14 protein-coding genes and 1 tRNA gene are annotated in these 14,172 nt (G+C 62.0%); 10 read left to right on the top strand and 5 right to left on the bottom strand.

All coding sequences use genetic code 11. The features are described 5' to 3' along the window. Positions 1 to 46 precede the first annotated feature (46 nt). Complete coding sequence (locus ACP15S_RS05395; protein WP_425038547.1) at positions 47 to 925, top strand: alpha/beta fold hydrolase; 879 nt, start codon at positions 47 to 49, stop codon at positions 923 to 925. Here the strand turns inward: ACP15S_RS05395 and ACP15S_RS05390 are convergent. Beyond that, positions 922 to 1,356 (bottom strand): MarR family winged helix-turn-helix transcriptional regulator, encoded by a 435-nt coding sequence (locus ACP15S_RS05390; RefSeq protein WP_425038546.1) that lies wholly within the window; start codon positions 1,354 to 1,356, stop codon positions 922 to 924. The genes ACP15S_RS05395 and ACP15S_RS05390 overlap by 4 nt on opposite strands. Before the next feature lie 75 nt (positions 1,357 to 1,431). Between ACP15S_RS05390 and hmgA the strand changes: the two genes are divergently transcribed. The 6 genes from hmgA (at position 1,432) to ACP15S_RS05360 (ending at position 7,380) form a co-directional block, all read left to right on the top strand. Next, on the top strand, positions 1,432 to 2,787 hold the full coding sequence (gene hmgA, locus ACP15S_RS05385) for a homogentisate 1,2-dioxygenase (protein ID WP_425038545.1): 1,356 nt from the start codon (positions 1,432 to 1,434) through the stop codon (positions 2,785 to 2,787). A 57-nt stretch (positions 2,788 to 2,844) separates the two neighbouring features. Further along, positions 2,845 to 2,958: a FeoB-associated Cys-rich membrane protein gene (locus tag ACP15S_RS05380; protein WP_425038544.1), complete on the top strand. Its 114-nt coding sequence runs from the start codon at positions 2,845 to 2,847 to the stop codon at positions 2,956 to 2,958. Between the two features lies 1 nt (position 2,959). Continuing rightward, positions 2,960 to 4,210: a fumarylacetoacetase gene (gene fahA / locus ACP15S_RS05375; protein ID WP_425038543.1), complete on the top strand. Its 1,251-nt coding sequence runs from the start codon at positions 2,960 to 2,962 to the stop codon at positions 4,208 to 4,210. 57 nt (positions 4,211 to 4,267) lie between these two features. After that, entirely contained in the window at positions 4,268 to 5,218 is a 951-nt protein-coding gene (locus tag ACP15S_RS05370; protein ID WP_425038542.1) for an MBL fold metallo-hydrolase, read from the top strand. A 319-nt stretch (positions 5,219 to 5,537) separates the two neighbouring features. After that, the gene (locus ACP15S_RS05365) at positions 5,538 to 7,166 is read left to right on the top strand and encodes an FAD-dependent oxidoreductase (RefSeq protein ID WP_425038541.1); all 1,629 of its coding nucleotides are present in this window, start codon (positions 5,538 to 5,540) and stop codon (positions 7,164 to 7,166) included. Positions 7,167 to 7,179: 13 nt separating this feature from the next. Then, the gene (locus ACP15S_RS05360) at positions 7,180 to 7,380 is read left to right on the top strand and encodes a DUF2783 domain-containing protein (RefSeq protein WP_425038540.1); all 201 of its coding nucleotides are present in this window, start codon (positions 7,180 to 7,182) and stop codon (positions 7,378 to 7,380) included. Between the two features lie 446 nt (positions 7,381 to 7,826). Here the strand turns inward: ACP15S_RS05360 and ACP15S_RS05355 are convergent, their stop codons facing one another. Then, positions 7,827 to 8,699 (bottom strand): glycosyltransferase family 2 protein, encoded by an 873-nt coding sequence (locus ACP15S_RS05355; RefSeq protein ID WP_425038539.1) that lies wholly within the window; start codon positions 8,697 to 8,699, stop codon positions 7,827 to 7,829. 99 nt (positions 8,700 to 8,798) lie between these two features. Here ACP15S_RS05355 and ACP15S_RS05350 point away from each other — a divergent pair, with 99 nt between their 5' ends. Beyond that, positions 8,799 to 9,569, top strand: coding sequence for a hypothetical protein (locus tag ACP15S_RS05350; protein WP_425038538.1), 771 nt, complete (start codon positions 8,799 to 8,801; stop codon positions 9,567 to 9,569). A gap of 36 nt (positions 9,570 to 9,605) precedes the next feature. Continuing rightward, the gene (locus ACP15S_RS05345; RefSeq protein WP_425038537.1) at positions 9,606 to 11,420 is read left to right on the top strand and encodes a leucine-rich repeat domain-containing protein; all 1,815 of its coding nucleotides are present in this window, start codon (positions 9,606 to 9,608) and stop codon (positions 11,418 to 11,420) included. A gap of 335 nt (positions 11,421 to 11,755) precedes the next feature. On the opposite strand, the gene ACP15S_RS05340 is transcribed toward ACP15S_RS05345, so the two are convergent. Continuing rightward, positions 11,756 to 11,832, bottom strand: a tRNA-Asp gene (locus ACP15S_RS05340). A gap of 211 nt (positions 11,833 to 12,043) precedes the next feature. Here ACP15S_RS05340 and ACP15S_RS05335 point away from each other — a divergent pair. Then, a complete protein-coding gene (locus ACP15S_RS05335) occupies positions 12,044 to 12,811 on the top strand; it encodes a polysaccharide deacetylase family protein (protein WP_425038536.1) in 768 nt (255 codons plus the stop codon). 15 nt (positions 12,812 to 12,826) lie between these two features. Here ACP15S_RS05335 and ACP15S_RS05330 read toward each other — a convergent pair whose 3' ends face one another. After that, complete coding sequence (locus ACP15S_RS05330; protein ID WP_425038535.1) at positions 12,827 to 13,084, bottom strand: hypothetical protein; 258 nt, start codon at positions 13,082 to 13,084, stop codon at positions 12,827 to 12,829. A gap of 110 nt (positions 13,085 to 13,194) precedes the next feature. After that, positions 13,195 to 13,944: a helix-turn-helix transcriptional regulator gene (locus ACP15S_RS05325; RefSeq protein WP_425038534.1), complete on the bottom strand. Its 750-nt coding sequence runs from the start codon at positions 13,942 to 13,944 to the stop codon at positions 13,195 to 13,197. Positions 13,945 to 14,172 lie beyond the last annotated feature (228 nt).

The following is a 14,172-nucleotide window of genomic DNA, read 5'->3' as shown; positions in this document are numbered from 1 at the left end:
CTCTGCCCCGGTCACAAACAGGGTTTGCGCCCTCCCCGAGGTATTTATGGACAAAAGAAGCGACAGGTTTGAGCGGGATGGTCAGGTCATTGCCTATGATATTGCAGGGGATGGGCCGCCGGTTTTGCTGTTGCACGGGTTTCCGCAATGTCGGGCCATGTGGCATGGGATTTTGCCACCTCTTGTAGAGCGGTTTACCTGTGTGACGGCGGATTTGCGCGGCTATGGGGAGAGCCTCTGCGCGGGTGGTGTGTCTGCGATGTCCTTTCGGGAGATGGCGGCGGATCAGGTGGCGTTGATGGCGCATCTGGGCTTTGAGCGGTTTCATCTGGTGGGTCATGATCGCGGCGGGCGTGTGGCCCACCGGTTGACCTTGGATCATGGCGCGGCTGTGGCCTCGCTCACGCTGATGGATATCGTGCCGACGCATCTGTTGCTCAGTGAGCTGCGCCATGACGTGGCGCGGGCTTATTACCATTGGTTCTTTCTCGCCCAGCGCGGGGGGCTGCCCGAGCATATGATCGGGTTGGATCCCGACACCTATTATGAGAGCTGCCTCACCGGCTGGGGCAAGGACGGGTTGGCGGCTTTTGATGCGGAGGCCTTGGAGATTTATCGCAGCCATTGGCGCAAGCCCGAGGTCATTGCCTCGATGTGCGATGATTACCGCGCGGCGATTGATCTCGATATGGGTCATGATGCGGAGGATCTGGATCGGCGCGTCCCCTGTCCCGCGCTTGTTCTTTATGGCGCGGAGGGGTTGATGGCTGAGGCCTATGATGTGGGCGCCTGTTGGCAAGACCGGCTGGCGCAGATGCAGGCCCGCGCTGTGCCCGGGGGGCATTTCTTCCCGGACACACATCCGCGCGAGACCGCAGCGGCGCTTCTGGACTTTCTACCTCACCCCGACCGGCGGCAGCCCTAAAGGTCAGCCAGCTGTGCCAGGCAACGTTTCAGCACCGCGCGATCCGCCTCAGGGATCCGCGCCATGAGCCTGTCGTCAAACGCCTGCGCCACGCGGCACAGATCATCGAAGGCCGCCCGCCCCTGCGCGGTCAGGCTGAGGATCTCCAAGCGCCGGTCGGTCTCCTGTGTCTGGCGGGTCAGAAACCGTTTGGCCTGGAGAGCTGCCACCGCCCGGCTGACCTTGGTCTTGTGTATGCGGGCCTCGGTGCAGATCTGTTTAGCGGTCATCTCACCCCGCTGGCCCAAATGAAACAGCACGCGCCATTCCGTGCGCAGCATGCCGTAGCGCTCCTTGTAGGCGGGCTGAAACGCGAGGCTGGTGTGCTCTGCGGCGATATTAAGGAGGTAGGGCGTGAAACTGTTCAGGGTGAAGGGTTCAAGATGTGTCATGGATACAACTTTACTGGTTGTTAGTTACAAAACCAACTAATACTCCAACAGGAAACGCCTCAAGGGAGATGTGCCATGCGCCAACATGAGAGCTTTTCCGGTCTGACCCGCGCGCCCAGCGCCTCCGGCCCTCATGAGGGGTATATGCCCGGTTTTGGCAATGATTTTGAGACCGAAGCCCTGCCCGGCGCGCTGCCTCAGGGCATGAACTCGCCTCAGAAATGCAACTACGGGCTTTACGGCGAGCAGCTCTCCGGCACGGCCTTCACCGATGTGCGCCCGGAGCGGACATGGTGTTACCGCATCCGCCCTTCGGTCAAACATACGCACCGGTTCTCGCGGATTGATCTGCCGTATTGGCGCTCTGCACCGCATGTTGTGGAAGACGTCACGTCGCTGGGCCAATACCGCTGGGACCCGGTCCCGCATTCGGACACGCCGCTGACCTGGCTCACTGGCATGCGCACGATGACCACGGCAGGCGATGTAAACACACAAGTGGGCATGGCAAGCCACATCTATCTGGTCACCGACAGCATGGAGGACAGCTATTTCTATTCGGCGGATTCCGAGATGCTTGTGGTGCCGCAGGAGGGGCAACTGAGGTTTTGCACCGAGCTTGGGGTGATCGACGTCGCCCCGCGCGAGATTGCGATCCTGCCGCGCGGGCTGGTCTACCGGGTAGAGGTGTTGGAGGGGCCGTGCCGGGGCTTTGTCTGCGAGAATTACGGACAAAAGTTCGAGCTGCCCGGACGCGGGCCCATCGGCGCCAATTGCATGGCCAATCCGCGCGATTTCAAAACGCCCGTGGCGGCCTTTGAGGATCGGGACGCGCCCTCGACCGTGACGATCAAGTGGTGCGGGCAGTTTCACGAGACCCGGATCGGCCACTCGCCGCTGGATGTCGTGGCCTGGCATGGCAATTACGCGCCCTGCAAATATGACCTCACGACCTATTGCCCGGTGGGGGCGATCCTCTTTGATCACCCGGATCCTTCAATCTTCACCGTTCTGACAGCGCCGGGCGGGCAGCCGGGCGTGGCCAATATCGATTTTGTTCTCTTTCGCGAGCGCTGGATGGTCGCCGAGGATACCTTCCGCCCGCCATGGTATCACAAGAACATCATGTCCGAGCTCATGGGCAACATCTATGGCCAGTATGATGCCAAGCCGCAGGGGTTTGTCCCGGGCGGGGTCAGCCTGCACAACATGATGCTGCCCCATGGCCCGGACCGGGAGGCCTTTGAGAAGGCCTCGAATGCCAATCTCGGCCCCGACAAGCTCGATCAGACCATGTCGTTCATGTTCGAGACCCGCTTTCCCCAGCATCTGACACGATTTGCAGCCGAAGAGGCCCCCCTGCAGGAAGATTACATTGACTGCTGGACCTCGCTGGAGAAGAAATTTGACGGCACACCGGGCAAAAAGTAAGCGCGGCGCGCAACCTATCCTGCGCGCAGCAATGCGCCTGACTTTCGGGGAGCTTTCATGGAAGCCTTTCTTGATCTGATCTTCTGGGTGGTGGTGATGGCCGTCCTGTTCTTCGTGATCCGCCGCGCGCAAAAGAAAAAGCGCGATGGACAGCGCGGCAAGGACGAATGACATGCCTTTGATCCGCAGCTGGCTGGAGAGCGCCAATGACCCCGAGGGGGGCTTTCCCCTCAACAACCTGCCCTATGGTGTCTTCTCCGTAGGTGAAGGGGAGCTGCGCTGTGGCGTGGCGGTCGGGGATCGGATCTTCGATATGACCGGGCTCGAAGCGGCTGGCATCTTGCGCGCGGATCCGGCGGCCGATGTGCTTGATGCGCCTTACTGGAATGATTTCATGGAGCTCGGCCCGGAGGCCTGGGCCGCCTATCGCGCCGCCTTGCAGGAGATGCTCAGCGCAGGCGCACCCGAGCCCGTGCAAAACGCGCTCATCACCCATTCGGTGCCCCTGCGTAAAGCCCGGCTTCACCTGCCCCTGCGCGTGGCGGAGTTCACAGATTTCTACGCCGCCTACCACCATGCCCATAACGTGGGCACGATGTTTCGCGGACCGGAAAATGCCCTGCCCCCCAATTGGCTGCATATGCCCATCGGCTACAACGGGCGCGCCTCCTCCGTCGTGGTCTCCGGAACAGACATTCACCGCCCCCACGGCCAACTCAAAGCCCCGGACGACACGCAGCCCCGCTTCGCCCCCTCCCAGCGCTTTGATTTCGAGCTGGAGCTGGGCGCCATCGTCGGCACGGCCTTCCAAGGCCCGCTGACGATGCAGGAGGCCGAAGACCACATCTTCGGCTATGTGCTGCTCAACGATTGGTCCGCCCGCGATATCCAGGCCTGGGAATACCAGCCGCTGGGCCCCTTTCAGTCCAAGGCGACCGCAACAACCATCAGCCCCTGGATCGTGCCCGCCGCAGCCCTCGCCCCCTTCCGGACGAACGCGCCTGCGCGCCAGACGCCCCTGCTGCCCCATCTCGCGGATACAACCGCCATGCATCTCAACATCAACGTCACGGCGGAACTCAACGAGACCGAGATCACCCGCACCAACACCGCAGAGCTCTACTATTCCGCCCCCCAACAGCTGGTCCACCACGCCTCCTCCGGCTGCCCCATGCGCACCGGCGATCTGCTGGGCTCCGGGACGATCTCCGGCCCCACGCCCGAAAGCCGGGGCTGCCTGCTGGAGCGCACATGGGGCGGCCGCGATCCCATCACGCTAAACGACGGCACCACACGCACCTTTCTGGAGGATGGCGACACACTCACCCTCACCGCCGTGGCCCAAGGCCAATCCCACAAGATCAGCTTCGGCACCGCCACAGGCACACTCAAACCCGCAGCCCCCCTTCATCTTGCCCCATAAACTCCGGGGTCCGGGGCAGAGCCCCGGTCCGCGCGCAACAAAAGACGGACACACATAATGGCCAAAGCCTTCGCCTCCCAGGGAGACCTCACAGAAAAAACGATCACCTTCGACGAGATCGGCGACGGGCTCTGGGCCTTTACCGCCGAGGGCGATCCCAATTCCGGCGTGATCATCGGCGACGACAGCGTCATGATCGTCGAGGCACAAGCCACGCCGCGCCTCGCCCATAAAGTGATCGAGAAGGTCCGCTCGGTGACCGACAAACCCATCACCCATCTGGTGCTGACCCATTATCACGCCGTGCGCGTGCTGGGCGCATCCGCCTATGGCGCGGATCAGATCATCATGTCGGACGTCGCGCGCGGCATGGTGGCCGAGCGGGGTCAGGAGGACTGGGACAGCGAATTCCAGCGCTTCCCCCGCCTCTTCGAAGGCCATGAGAGCATCCCCGGCCTGACATGGCCCACCACGACCTTCTCGGACGCGATGACGATCTATCTCGGCTCCCGCCGGATCGACATCAAACATCTGGGCCGCGCCCATACAGCTGGTGACGCGGTGATCCATGTGCCCGACCAGAACGTGATGTTCACCGGCGACATCGTGGAAGATCACTCCGCCTGCTATTGCGGCGACGGATACTTCAACGAATGGGGCGGCACGCTCGACGCGATCCGCGCCTATGACGTGGATGCCATCGCGCCCGGGCGCGGCGGCGCGCTGGTGGGCAAAGCGGCCGTGGAGCGCGCGATCGAGAGCACCCGCGACTTCGTCGAGAGCACCTACCGCCCCGCCGCCCGCGTGGCCGCCCGTGGCGGATCACTCAAAGAGGCATGGGACGCCGTGCGCGAGAGCTGCGATCCCAAGTTCAAGGAGTACGCCATCTACGAGCACTGCCTGCCCTTCAACGTCTCCCGCGCCTATGACGAGGCCCGCGGCATCGCCCATCCCCGCATCTGGACTGACAAACGCGACATCGAGATGTGGGAGGCGCTGCAGGGATGAGTTCATACCCCGCCCTCCAGCACACCGCGAGCAGCGGCGGGCCAGCGCTGAGCCGGCACCGGTGGCGCTATTCGGGCCGATCCCCAACCACGGAGCGCACCCCCCGCAGCGGCGGGCCAGTGCTGACCCGCGGGGGAGCGCCGCCATTGTTATTCGACGCACTTTATCCCAACCAAGCCATCGCGCCAGTTGACCGACGCGCGAACGTTACCAAAGCGCTGCCCCGTGCGGGCGGGTCAGCGCTGGTCCGGCACCTGCGGTGCTGTTCGGACCAAGGCGCGATGATCTGGCAAATTCCCTTTATCGAAGAGCGCAAAACATGACCTTCCAACGCTACAAAACCGCCTTCACGCTCTACCCCTACACCCGGTCCCCGGCGCAGGACCGGGTGGACCACCATCCCGTCATCATCGTCGGTGGCGGACCGGTGGGGCTCGCCACGGCGCTGGATCTGGGCCAGCGCGGCACACCCGTGCTGCTGCTCGATGATCACGAAGGCCCGGGGCTGGGCTCCAAGGCGATCTGCTTTGCCAAACGAACTCTCGATATCTGCCATCGTCTGGGTGCCGCGCAGCCGATGGTCGAAAAAGGCGTCGTCTGGAACAAGGGCCGCGTCTTTCACCACGAGGGCGAGCTCTTCAACTTCGACCTGCTGCCCGAGGACGGCCACCGTCACCCGGCCTTTATCAACCTCCAGCAGCCCTATTTTGAACAATTCCTCTTCGAGGCCATCCAAAAGGCGCAGGCCCAGGGCGCGCCCATAGAGATTCGCGGCGCCAACAGGGTCTCAGCGCTCAGCGATCTGGGCGATCATGTGCATCTGGCCATCGATACACCCGACGGGGCCTATGAGGCCAAAGCTGACTACATCATCGCCTGTGACGGCGCGCGGTCTGCGATCCGCGACATGCTGGGCCTGAGTTTCGATGGCCGCGTCTTTGAGGACAATTTCCTCATCGCGGATGTGCGCATGCGGGCCGATTTCCCAACCGAGCGCTGGTTCTGGTTCGAGCCGCCCTTCGCCAAGGCCCAATCCGCGCTGCTGCACAAACAGCCCGACGGTGTCTGGCGCATTGACTTCCAGCTGGGCTGGGACATTGACCGCGAAGCCGAGCTTGACCCCGACCGCATCCGCAGGCGCGTCGATGCGATGCTCTCCAGTCAGACCGGCGACGTGCCGGATTATGAGCTCGTCTGGACCTCGATCTACACGTTCCAGTGCCGCCGCATGAAAGAATTCCGCCACGGCGCCATCTTCTTTGCCGGCGACAGCGCGCATCAGGTCTCGCCCTTTGGCGCGCGCGGGGCCAATTCCGGCCTGCAGGATGCCGAAAACCTCGCTTGGAAACTGGATGCCGTGCTCAAGGGCCAGGCCCCCGAGGCACTGCTGGAGACCTATTCCCCGGAGCGCAGCTACGGCGCGGATGAGAATATCCTCAACTCGACCCGCGCCACCGATTTCATGACGCCGAAATCCGAAATGTCGACGCTCTTTCGCAATGCCGTGCTGGATCTGGCCGAGACCCATGCCTTCGCGCGGCCGCTCGTGAATTCGGGGCGGCTCTCGGTACCCTGCATCTACGAGGCGGGCCCGGGCTTTGGGCCTGATGCGCTCGACGGGCCCGCGCGCACGCGCCCCGGCGCGCCCTGCCCCGATGCGCCGCACGGATCGGGCTTCCTGCTCGATCTCCTGACCGGAGGCTTCACCCTGTTGTGTCTGGGGGGCGCCGCGCCTGCCCCGCTCGACATCCCGGGCATCGCGCCCGAGATCGTGCATGTCGAAACGCCCGCGCCTGAGCTGGCCGCCCGCTATCTGGGCACGGCGACGCGCGCTGTCTATCTCATCCGGCCTGACCAGCATGTCGTGGCCCGCTGGCCCGATCTGCGGCCCGATGACATCAAGACCGCGCTGCGGCGCGCCCTGGGCCACGAGACCGAGACAGCCTGAAGGAGCAAAATTCATGACCGCGCCCCTCACTGTGACGCCAAATATTCCCGATCCGGATGATTTCTACACCGAATTGATCTGCGCCCACGCAGGCTTGAGCAAGGCCGACAGCGATGCGCTCAATGCGCGGCTCATCCTTGTGCTCGCCAATCATATCGGTGACCGCGATGTGCTTCGCGCCGCGCTGGAGGCCGCCGCGCCGAAGACAGGGTAGTCCAGGTCCGTGGGGAGCCGCAGGCCTGCGGGTAGCGCTGGCTTGTGCGCACAAAAAAAGGGGCTCCGAAGAGCCCCTGTTTCCCGCCGTGAGTGATGGTCCCAAATCTCAAGCGTGGCGATGCGGCGTGCTTCATCCCAAAGCTGCCGACGCCGTTTCTCGCCAAGCAAAGCCTGCGGGCCGCAGTATTCATGCGGCGCTGGCGCGCACCGTCATCCCGCTGCGGCCAAGGTCCGTGCCAAACCCAGTGCCCTGCAGACATATCAGACTGACCGCGCCGGACAGCGCAACGCGCGCCGCGCCGTCCGCAAGACTGTGCCGTGCCACAACATCCCCATGTCAACGCGTCGATACACGCCATGAGTGTGTTGGTGAAATGGCAACACGTCAAGAGAGAATGTGCGTAACAAAACGTCAAATCGTTAACGCCGCCGCCGCACGCGCCATCAGATGAGGCCAAAAAAGCGCTCCGGAAGCTCGTGGATCAGAGCGTCCTCCGGCCGGTCAAACTCGTAAAAGCCGGTCTCCCCGCGCGGCCGGAAGCTGGCCGCCATCCGCGCGCGCACGGGCTCGAAGTCAAAGGGCGCAAGCTGCCGGGTGGCAAAAGCATCAAACACCGCGCGATCCTCGCCGCGCGCCTCGGCAAACCAATGCCGCCCAATGGCCGCATCCTTGACGGCCACGCCCAAGGCCCCTGTGGTTGCATTGCGCCGATCCATCGCCGCAACATACTGACCAAAATCGCAAAACTTCAGATGCAGGAGATACAACTCCGGCGGGGCAAAGAGCTTGCCATATTGCGTGAAATGACCGCCCCGGGCGATCTTCGTTGCGCAGGACACCACACAAGGCTTCGAGTAATGCGGCGCATGGCGCACAAACCGGCGCGGGCCCAGAATGGCCCCCTCAATCGGCGCCTCTTCCAGATCAATCCGGTGGATCACCTCAAGCCCGACAGGCGTCAGCACGCGGCGAATGGGCTGCGCCGAAACCCAATCGAGCAAGCCCCGCCCCGTGCCCGGATCCACGACCACAAGCTCATCCACATCGCCCACGATCACATGGTCGTAATAGGAGCGCAAACCGCCCACGAGATTGTTCAACAGCCGCCAGCGCTTCATGTCGAAGTTGGGATGCGGATCGCCCGGAATGCCAATCACATTGCACCCCGCCGCCAGATCCGCGACATCCGCCCCACGCCCGTGGTTGATCACATAGCAATTCTCGCGCCCCAATGCCGCGCCGTAATGGCGCAGCCAGGCGGTCAGGAAAAACGCGTCCTCGCGCACCATGGTCACCGCGGCAACTTTGCTCTGCATGGCTCTACCTCTGCTTGCGCGGCTGGTCCCGCGTCGTTACTTTGGCGCCACTCTACCAGCCCCGCCCCCTCCCGCAAAGCACAGGCCCGCCCCAGAGACATGAAATACCCCTTTGCCGAAGAAATGGCCGACACCGGCCTCTTCCTGCGCCTGCGCCCCAAGGCGGAGTTCGAGATGTTTCAGGTCATGGGCGAGCGCGCCTCCGGCACGAATTACATCCGCAAGATCATGGAGCTCAACACCACGATCCGGCGCACCGATGCGCTGGGGTGGAAACACGGCTTTCCCACGATGGTGGCGATCCCGCCCAACCTGCTGACGATCTGCGCAATGCGCCACGCCGAGGCCTGGGCGCTCTCGATGCACAAACGGCCCTGGCATGCGCATCCGAACATCCAGAAGCTGGAGTTCTCCGAGTTCATCCGCAGCCCCTGGGTCGGCATCGTGGACCGGCTGGGCGATTTCGAGACCTTGCATGACGAGATCCGCCCCCATGTGACGGGCCGCACGCTGGAGCTTGACCGTCATCCGCTGACCGGCGCGCCCTTCCCGAACCTCTTCGCCTTGCGGCGCGCGAAGCTGCTGTCGCTGGTGGGCATGCTCAACCGCGATTGCTCGGTGGCGCTGTTGCAGATGGAAACGGCCACGATGGTGCCCGAAGCGCTGATCACCGCACTGCGCATGGCCACCGGCGCCGAGGGCAAAGGCCCCGCCTTCAAAACCCCCAAACGCCGCATGGGCAACAACTTCCGCCGCAGCGTCGCCGCCCGCCCGGAGACGCCGAAAGCGATGTCTGACGACGACCGCGCCTTCATGCGCAGCCAGCTCGACGTGGAGCTGGAGGCAGCACTGGGGTATGTCTACGACTGACTTGCGCTACCGACGGTCTCGGGTCACGCTGGAAGAATGAACGACAATCCGAACTCTGCGGAATTAGCCTATGAGGCCGCCGAGCGAGAAATCGCACGGGTGAAAGCCGCAAAGGAAGAGGGATTAGACCTACAAGCGGTGCAGTTCCATGGATTGGAAAAGCTACCTGAGTCGATCCGAGCCTTAACAGGCTTGACGTTCTTTGGCTTGCACAATGCAAAGGTCTCCGACTTCGGTCCGATTTCCGAACTCGTCTCGCTGAAAGCGGTCTATCTAGGTCGCACTCAGATCACGGACCTGACGCAGTTTGAAAAGCTAACAGAACTAAAACAGCTGAATCTTGACTTTACACCGCTTACGACAGTCGGAGCTTTGGCAGGCTTCCCCAAGCTGGAATACCTTGATCTGCGAGGGAGCGGCGTGTCCGATCTCTCCCCCCTGTCTCAACTCACCGCGCTTGAGCATCTGGACCTTCGCAAGACCAAGGTGGCAGACCTGTCACCGCTGAGAGAACTCACGGAACTTAGAGTGCTCTACCTCGACGGAACGCGAATATCGGACGCCTCTGCTTTGGCCGGTCTGTCTGGCCTACGCGCATTGTCCGCAAACAGAACCAAACTGTCCGATGTGTCTCCACTCTCACAGCTCACTTCATTGACGACACTGTATTTGTCCAAAACGCAGGTGTCAGACCTTGCGCCATTGGCCAAACTCACAGCGTTGAAAAGGCTCGATTTCGAACAAACACTGGTAGGCGATTTGCGTCCTCTTGCGTCTCTTCTCGCGAGCCGTGGTACGGAGAACGTCGATATCCGTTTTCAAGATATTCCGGCTCTGAAAGCATCTGAAGACCTGCTCCGGATCAGTCGGATTGGTGTTGCGGCGGAACGCAACCGCGAACTCGCCGCGTATCTTGATACCCTCCCGCCCTACCCTGAGCCATTGCCTTGGGATCAACGACCGCAGACAAACCCGATTGATCTGCCCTCCGAACCCCTTGCCCCTGTCATGGTGGACATGGGCAACGACGGGCGGTTGCATCGCAAAACACCGCCGCATGATCTGGACGTTGCGCAAGAGGCTCTCGCCCGTCAGGGATGGGAAGCGCTCTGCGCTTATCTGCAACAGATCGCGCCGCTCAAACTCAAATTGCACAACCAGATGCCCATGCTCGCCACCGCTTTGGAAAGTTTGTCCAACGCGTTTGGGGAGAGCTTCGAAACCTCCAACGAGGTAGGCGTCGGGATGCAGGTCGATCTGATCTCTCAACTGGCCGCTGTGTCCGATGAATATCTCGACACACAGGATGTCATCACCATCAAGGCTTTTGCTGCGCAGGCCGATCTTTACCTGATCCGCTTCTCCTCCTGGCAATCTTTTCGCGCAGCCGAACGGCCGGACGCCGCAGAGGTGGCGGCACTCAAGGAAGATGCGGCGGATTTCCTCGCTCTGCGCGACGGGCTGGCCGAGAGCGGCCTTGCTGGAGAGGATGTGCTCACACCGCTCACAGGTGTTATCGAAAGTGCCGTCGCGCCTGAAGCAGGGGATTTGCAGGCCCAAGGTTTGGTAAGCTCTATCACGCAGATCAACGTGACTATAGGACCTGCCGTGCTGGGTGAGATTGACAAGCCTGACAAGACCGAGGCGGAACAGGATTTTCTGACCTCCGTTCACGAAAGGTCACTCGACGAGCTGAAGGGCGGTCTCTTGTCCAACCCGTTGGTGAGTTTCCCGGTCGCGGCCTTCACTTATTTTTTGACCAGTCGGGGACCGATCTCGCGCCTTGCCACACGCTACCCCAAGCGGTTCGGTTTCATGGCCTCCATTTTGCGAGTGGTCTGCGGCGGATGATTTTGCGGTCGCAGTAGACGACCCCTTGCAACCGGGATCGCTCAGAAGCGCCGAATTGATCACCCGCACAATGCGGAGCGTTGTGCCGCGCCAAACGCCCCCACGGGGCGGCGCTTGTGAATGGCTCTGAAGCTTCGCCAATCGCCCGTTGCGCACCGACCGAACGCTCCGCGTCTCATGAGCGAGGGCTTTTGTGCGATTTGGAGGGGTGATCGCACAAAAGCCCCCCTGCCACTTGGCGCAACGGGGTGCGGGCGGTGGGGTTTCGGAACGGTAAACGACGGACGACGTCCCCGCGTTCTGCGCGGACCCAAAATCGAACGAAGGGGAGAAAGTGGCGCGGTTGACGGGGCTCGAACCCGCGACCCCCGGCGTGACAGGCCGGTACTCTAACCAGCTGAGCTACAACCGCGCGTGAGGTGGGTATTACGAATCCTGCGCGGCGGCGTCAAGCGCGTTTGGCTCGATAATGAGAAAAATTGCATCGCCGTCAGTCCATCCGCCTGCGTCACCTTCATCTTTTCCCTGAGCCGCCTGACATTAGGCATTGAATGTGAAGGATTTTTACGGTTAACGTGACGTGCTCGCGCGGTATTGGAGCCGCGCTCCCTGGGGAGGGACTTATGGACTTTACACGACGCCACGCGCTGGCTGCGGGGGTTGGCTTTGGCCTGGCGCCCGGGCTGATCCTGCCAAACAGCGCCGAGGCGCAGCGCGCCATCGCCTTGCCACGCGATATCGTCGAGCGCGATGCCGCCACGATCACCGCCGTCCGCACGCCCTCTCCCGTTGTGGCCATGACGTTTGACGATGGCCCCCACCCCAAACACACGCCGCGCCTGCTCGACATGCTGCGCGAACGCAACATCAAGGCCACCTTCTACCTCATCGGCAACCGCGTCGTCACCTGGCCCAAGATCGCCGCGCGCATCGCGGAGGAAGGCCACGAGGTCGGCAATCATTCGTGGTCGCATCCGTTCCTGTCGAAGATGGGCCAGTCTTCCGTCCTGCGCGAAATCGACAAGACCACGAACGCCATCTGGCACGCGACCGGGCGCCCGCCCGTCACGTTCCGCCCGCCCTATGGGGCCTTCACGCGGGCACAGCGCACATGGCTGCACGGCGCGCGCAAACTGCCCACGATCCTGTGGTCGGTGGACCCGGCGGATTGGCGTCGCCCCGGCGCGAATGTCGTGGCCTCCCGCATATTGAAGGCCTCACACAAGGGCGCGATCATCCTGAGCCACGACATCCATCGCGGCACAATAGATGCCATGCCGCGCACGCTTGACGGGTTGAGCGCACGCGGACTGAAATTCGTGACAGTCTCGCAAATTCTGGGCTGGCCCACCTGGCAAACGCGCAATTTCAGGCGCGTTGTCAAAGGCTGATCACAGGAAGGCTGATCACTGGGACGTCAGGCAGATGTCGCCACGGGGATCCAGACCCTGCGAGAGCCGCTCTACATCCGCGGCCAAAAGTATGATGCGCGCAACGGATATGTCGGACTTGACCTGCGCCAGCGCATAGGCCGCCGCTTCGAGACAGCGCGCCGCGCCGGCAAAGGCCGCACTGCTGCGCTCCTCGGCAGGAAGCTTTTCGAGGTCGGTTAGCCAAAGATCCAATTGGCTTGGGACGGGTTTCGGGGTCGCATAGAGTGTCATGATGCACCTTTTACAACAGGGTTTGGAGTTGAGTGTATAGGTGTGCACCTAAGCCCGAAGTGAACTCTGCGTAAGTCACGTAATTACGTGACAGCGCTGTGGCTCCAACGCTAGCGCGGGGTCACGTCACCGGGCAGGATCAATCCCGCACCAAGCCCCCGGATCGCGGCAGACGTTCTGTCGGCCACATCAAGCTTGGCAAACAAGCGGCGAATTTGCGTATCCACCGTGTGACGCGACACGCCAAGAATGGAGGCGATGGATGCATTCGATTTGCCCCGCGCCATCCACAACAGGATTTCGCGTTCACGCGGCGCAAGATCTTTCGACGCTGTTGCGCTGTCCATCTGGGTCAACTCGCAATAGCGGATATGGCCCAGCTGGACACCGCTTTGGATCTCGAAGATGTCCGATGCCGTGAAGTCCGGCCTGTCGGGCCCAAAGCCAATGCCCACATAGCCATTTCGCATGGCAGGTCCATAGACCTGCAGCGCCAAACCATCCCCCAAGTTGGACGATTCCAGCCGCTTCATGTAATCGCGCTCTGCAGCGTTCAGTTGCACAAGCCCCCGGACATCCTTCCAGAAGAAAGGCTGCATGGCGGAACGCGCCAGCGCCGGAATGGGATCAACAAGATAGAGCTTTTCGCCGAGATAAGTGCAGACCCAGCTGTCAGGAAAACCTTCGGCCCGAATGCCTACCGTCGAGACACCCTCGCCATCAAGCCCGGCGTAGTGATGATAACTGATCCGTTGCGCGCCATAGCCATGCAGAAAGGCCAGCATAACTTCCCAGAGCGCCTGCGTGTCCTCGCAGCGCCTGACATGCTGAATCAATTCTGAAATCGTTTGGCGGCTCACACCAGCTTCCCCCGACATACAATACCACACAAAGGGTCGATTCAGACCCTACCCGTCATCGACAGCGAGCCTGCCTGTCCTTGACCAAACCCTTGTATGCCACACAAACGCAAAAATGAAAAATCGGCCGAAGAGTCGCGCGCGGCAACCTTTACAACCCCCTTGAGTGCAATACACTCAGATCATAGCGAATTTTGGCCCACCATCTGCCAAGGACCGAGTACCAGA

Source organism: Primorskyibacter sp. S187A (genome assembly GCF_049800955.1).
Taxonomy (GTDB): domain Bacteria; phylum Pseudomonadota; class Alphaproteobacteria; order Rhodobacterales; family Rhodobacteraceae; genus JAKVBH01.
Note: the sequence above shows the minus strand (reverse complement) of the source record. Positions and strands in the feature narration are given on the sequence as shown.

Coding starts and splice junctions, on each gene's coding strand:
- ACP15S_RS05395 (WP_425038547.1), top strand. CDS start 47: ATGGACAAAAGAAGCGACAGGTTTGAGCGGGATGGTCAGGTCATTGCC.
- ACP15S_RS05390 (WP_425038546.1), bottom strand. CDS start 1,356: ATGACACATCTTGAACCCTTCACCCTGAACAGTTTCACGCCCTACCTC.
- hmgA (WP_425038545.1), top strand. CDS start 1,432: ATGCGCCAACATGAGAGCTTTTCCGGTCTGACCCGCGCGCCCAGCGCC.
- ACP15S_RS05380 (WP_425038544.1), top strand. CDS start 2,845: ATGGAAGCCTTTCTTGATCTGATCTTCTGGGTGGTGGTGATGGCCGTC.
- fahA (WP_425038543.1), top strand. CDS start 2,960: ATGCCTTTGATCCGCAGCTGGCTGGAGAGCGCCAATGACCCCGAGGGG.
- ACP15S_RS05370 (WP_425038542.1), top strand. CDS start 4,268: ATGGCCAAAGCCTTCGCCTCCCAGGGAGACCTCACAGAAAAAACGATC.
- ACP15S_RS05365 (WP_425038541.1), top strand. CDS start 5,538: ATGACCTTCCAACGCTACAAAACCGCCTTCACGCTCTACCCCTACACC.
- ACP15S_RS05360 (WP_425038540.1), top strand. CDS start 7,180: ATGACCGCGCCCCTCACTGTGACGCCAAATATTCCCGATCCGGATGAT.
- ACP15S_RS05355 (WP_425038539.1), bottom strand. CDS start 8,699: ATGCAGAGCAAAGTTGCCGCGGTGACCATGGTGCGCGAGGACGCGTTT.
- ACP15S_RS05350 (WP_425038538.1), top strand. CDS start 8,799: ATGAAATACCCCTTTGCCGAAGAAATGGCCGACACCGGCCTCTTCCTG.
- ACP15S_RS05345 (WP_425038537.1), top strand. CDS start 9,606: ATGAACGACAATCCGAACTCTGCGGAATTAGCCTATGAGGCCGCCGAG.
- ACP15S_RS05335 (WP_425038536.1), top strand. CDS start 12,044: ATGGACTTTACACGACGCCACGCGCTGGCTGCGGGGGTTGGCTTTGGC.
- ACP15S_RS05330 (WP_425038535.1), bottom strand. CDS start 13,084: ATGACACTCTATGCGACCCCGAAACCCGTCCCAAGCCAATTGGATCTT.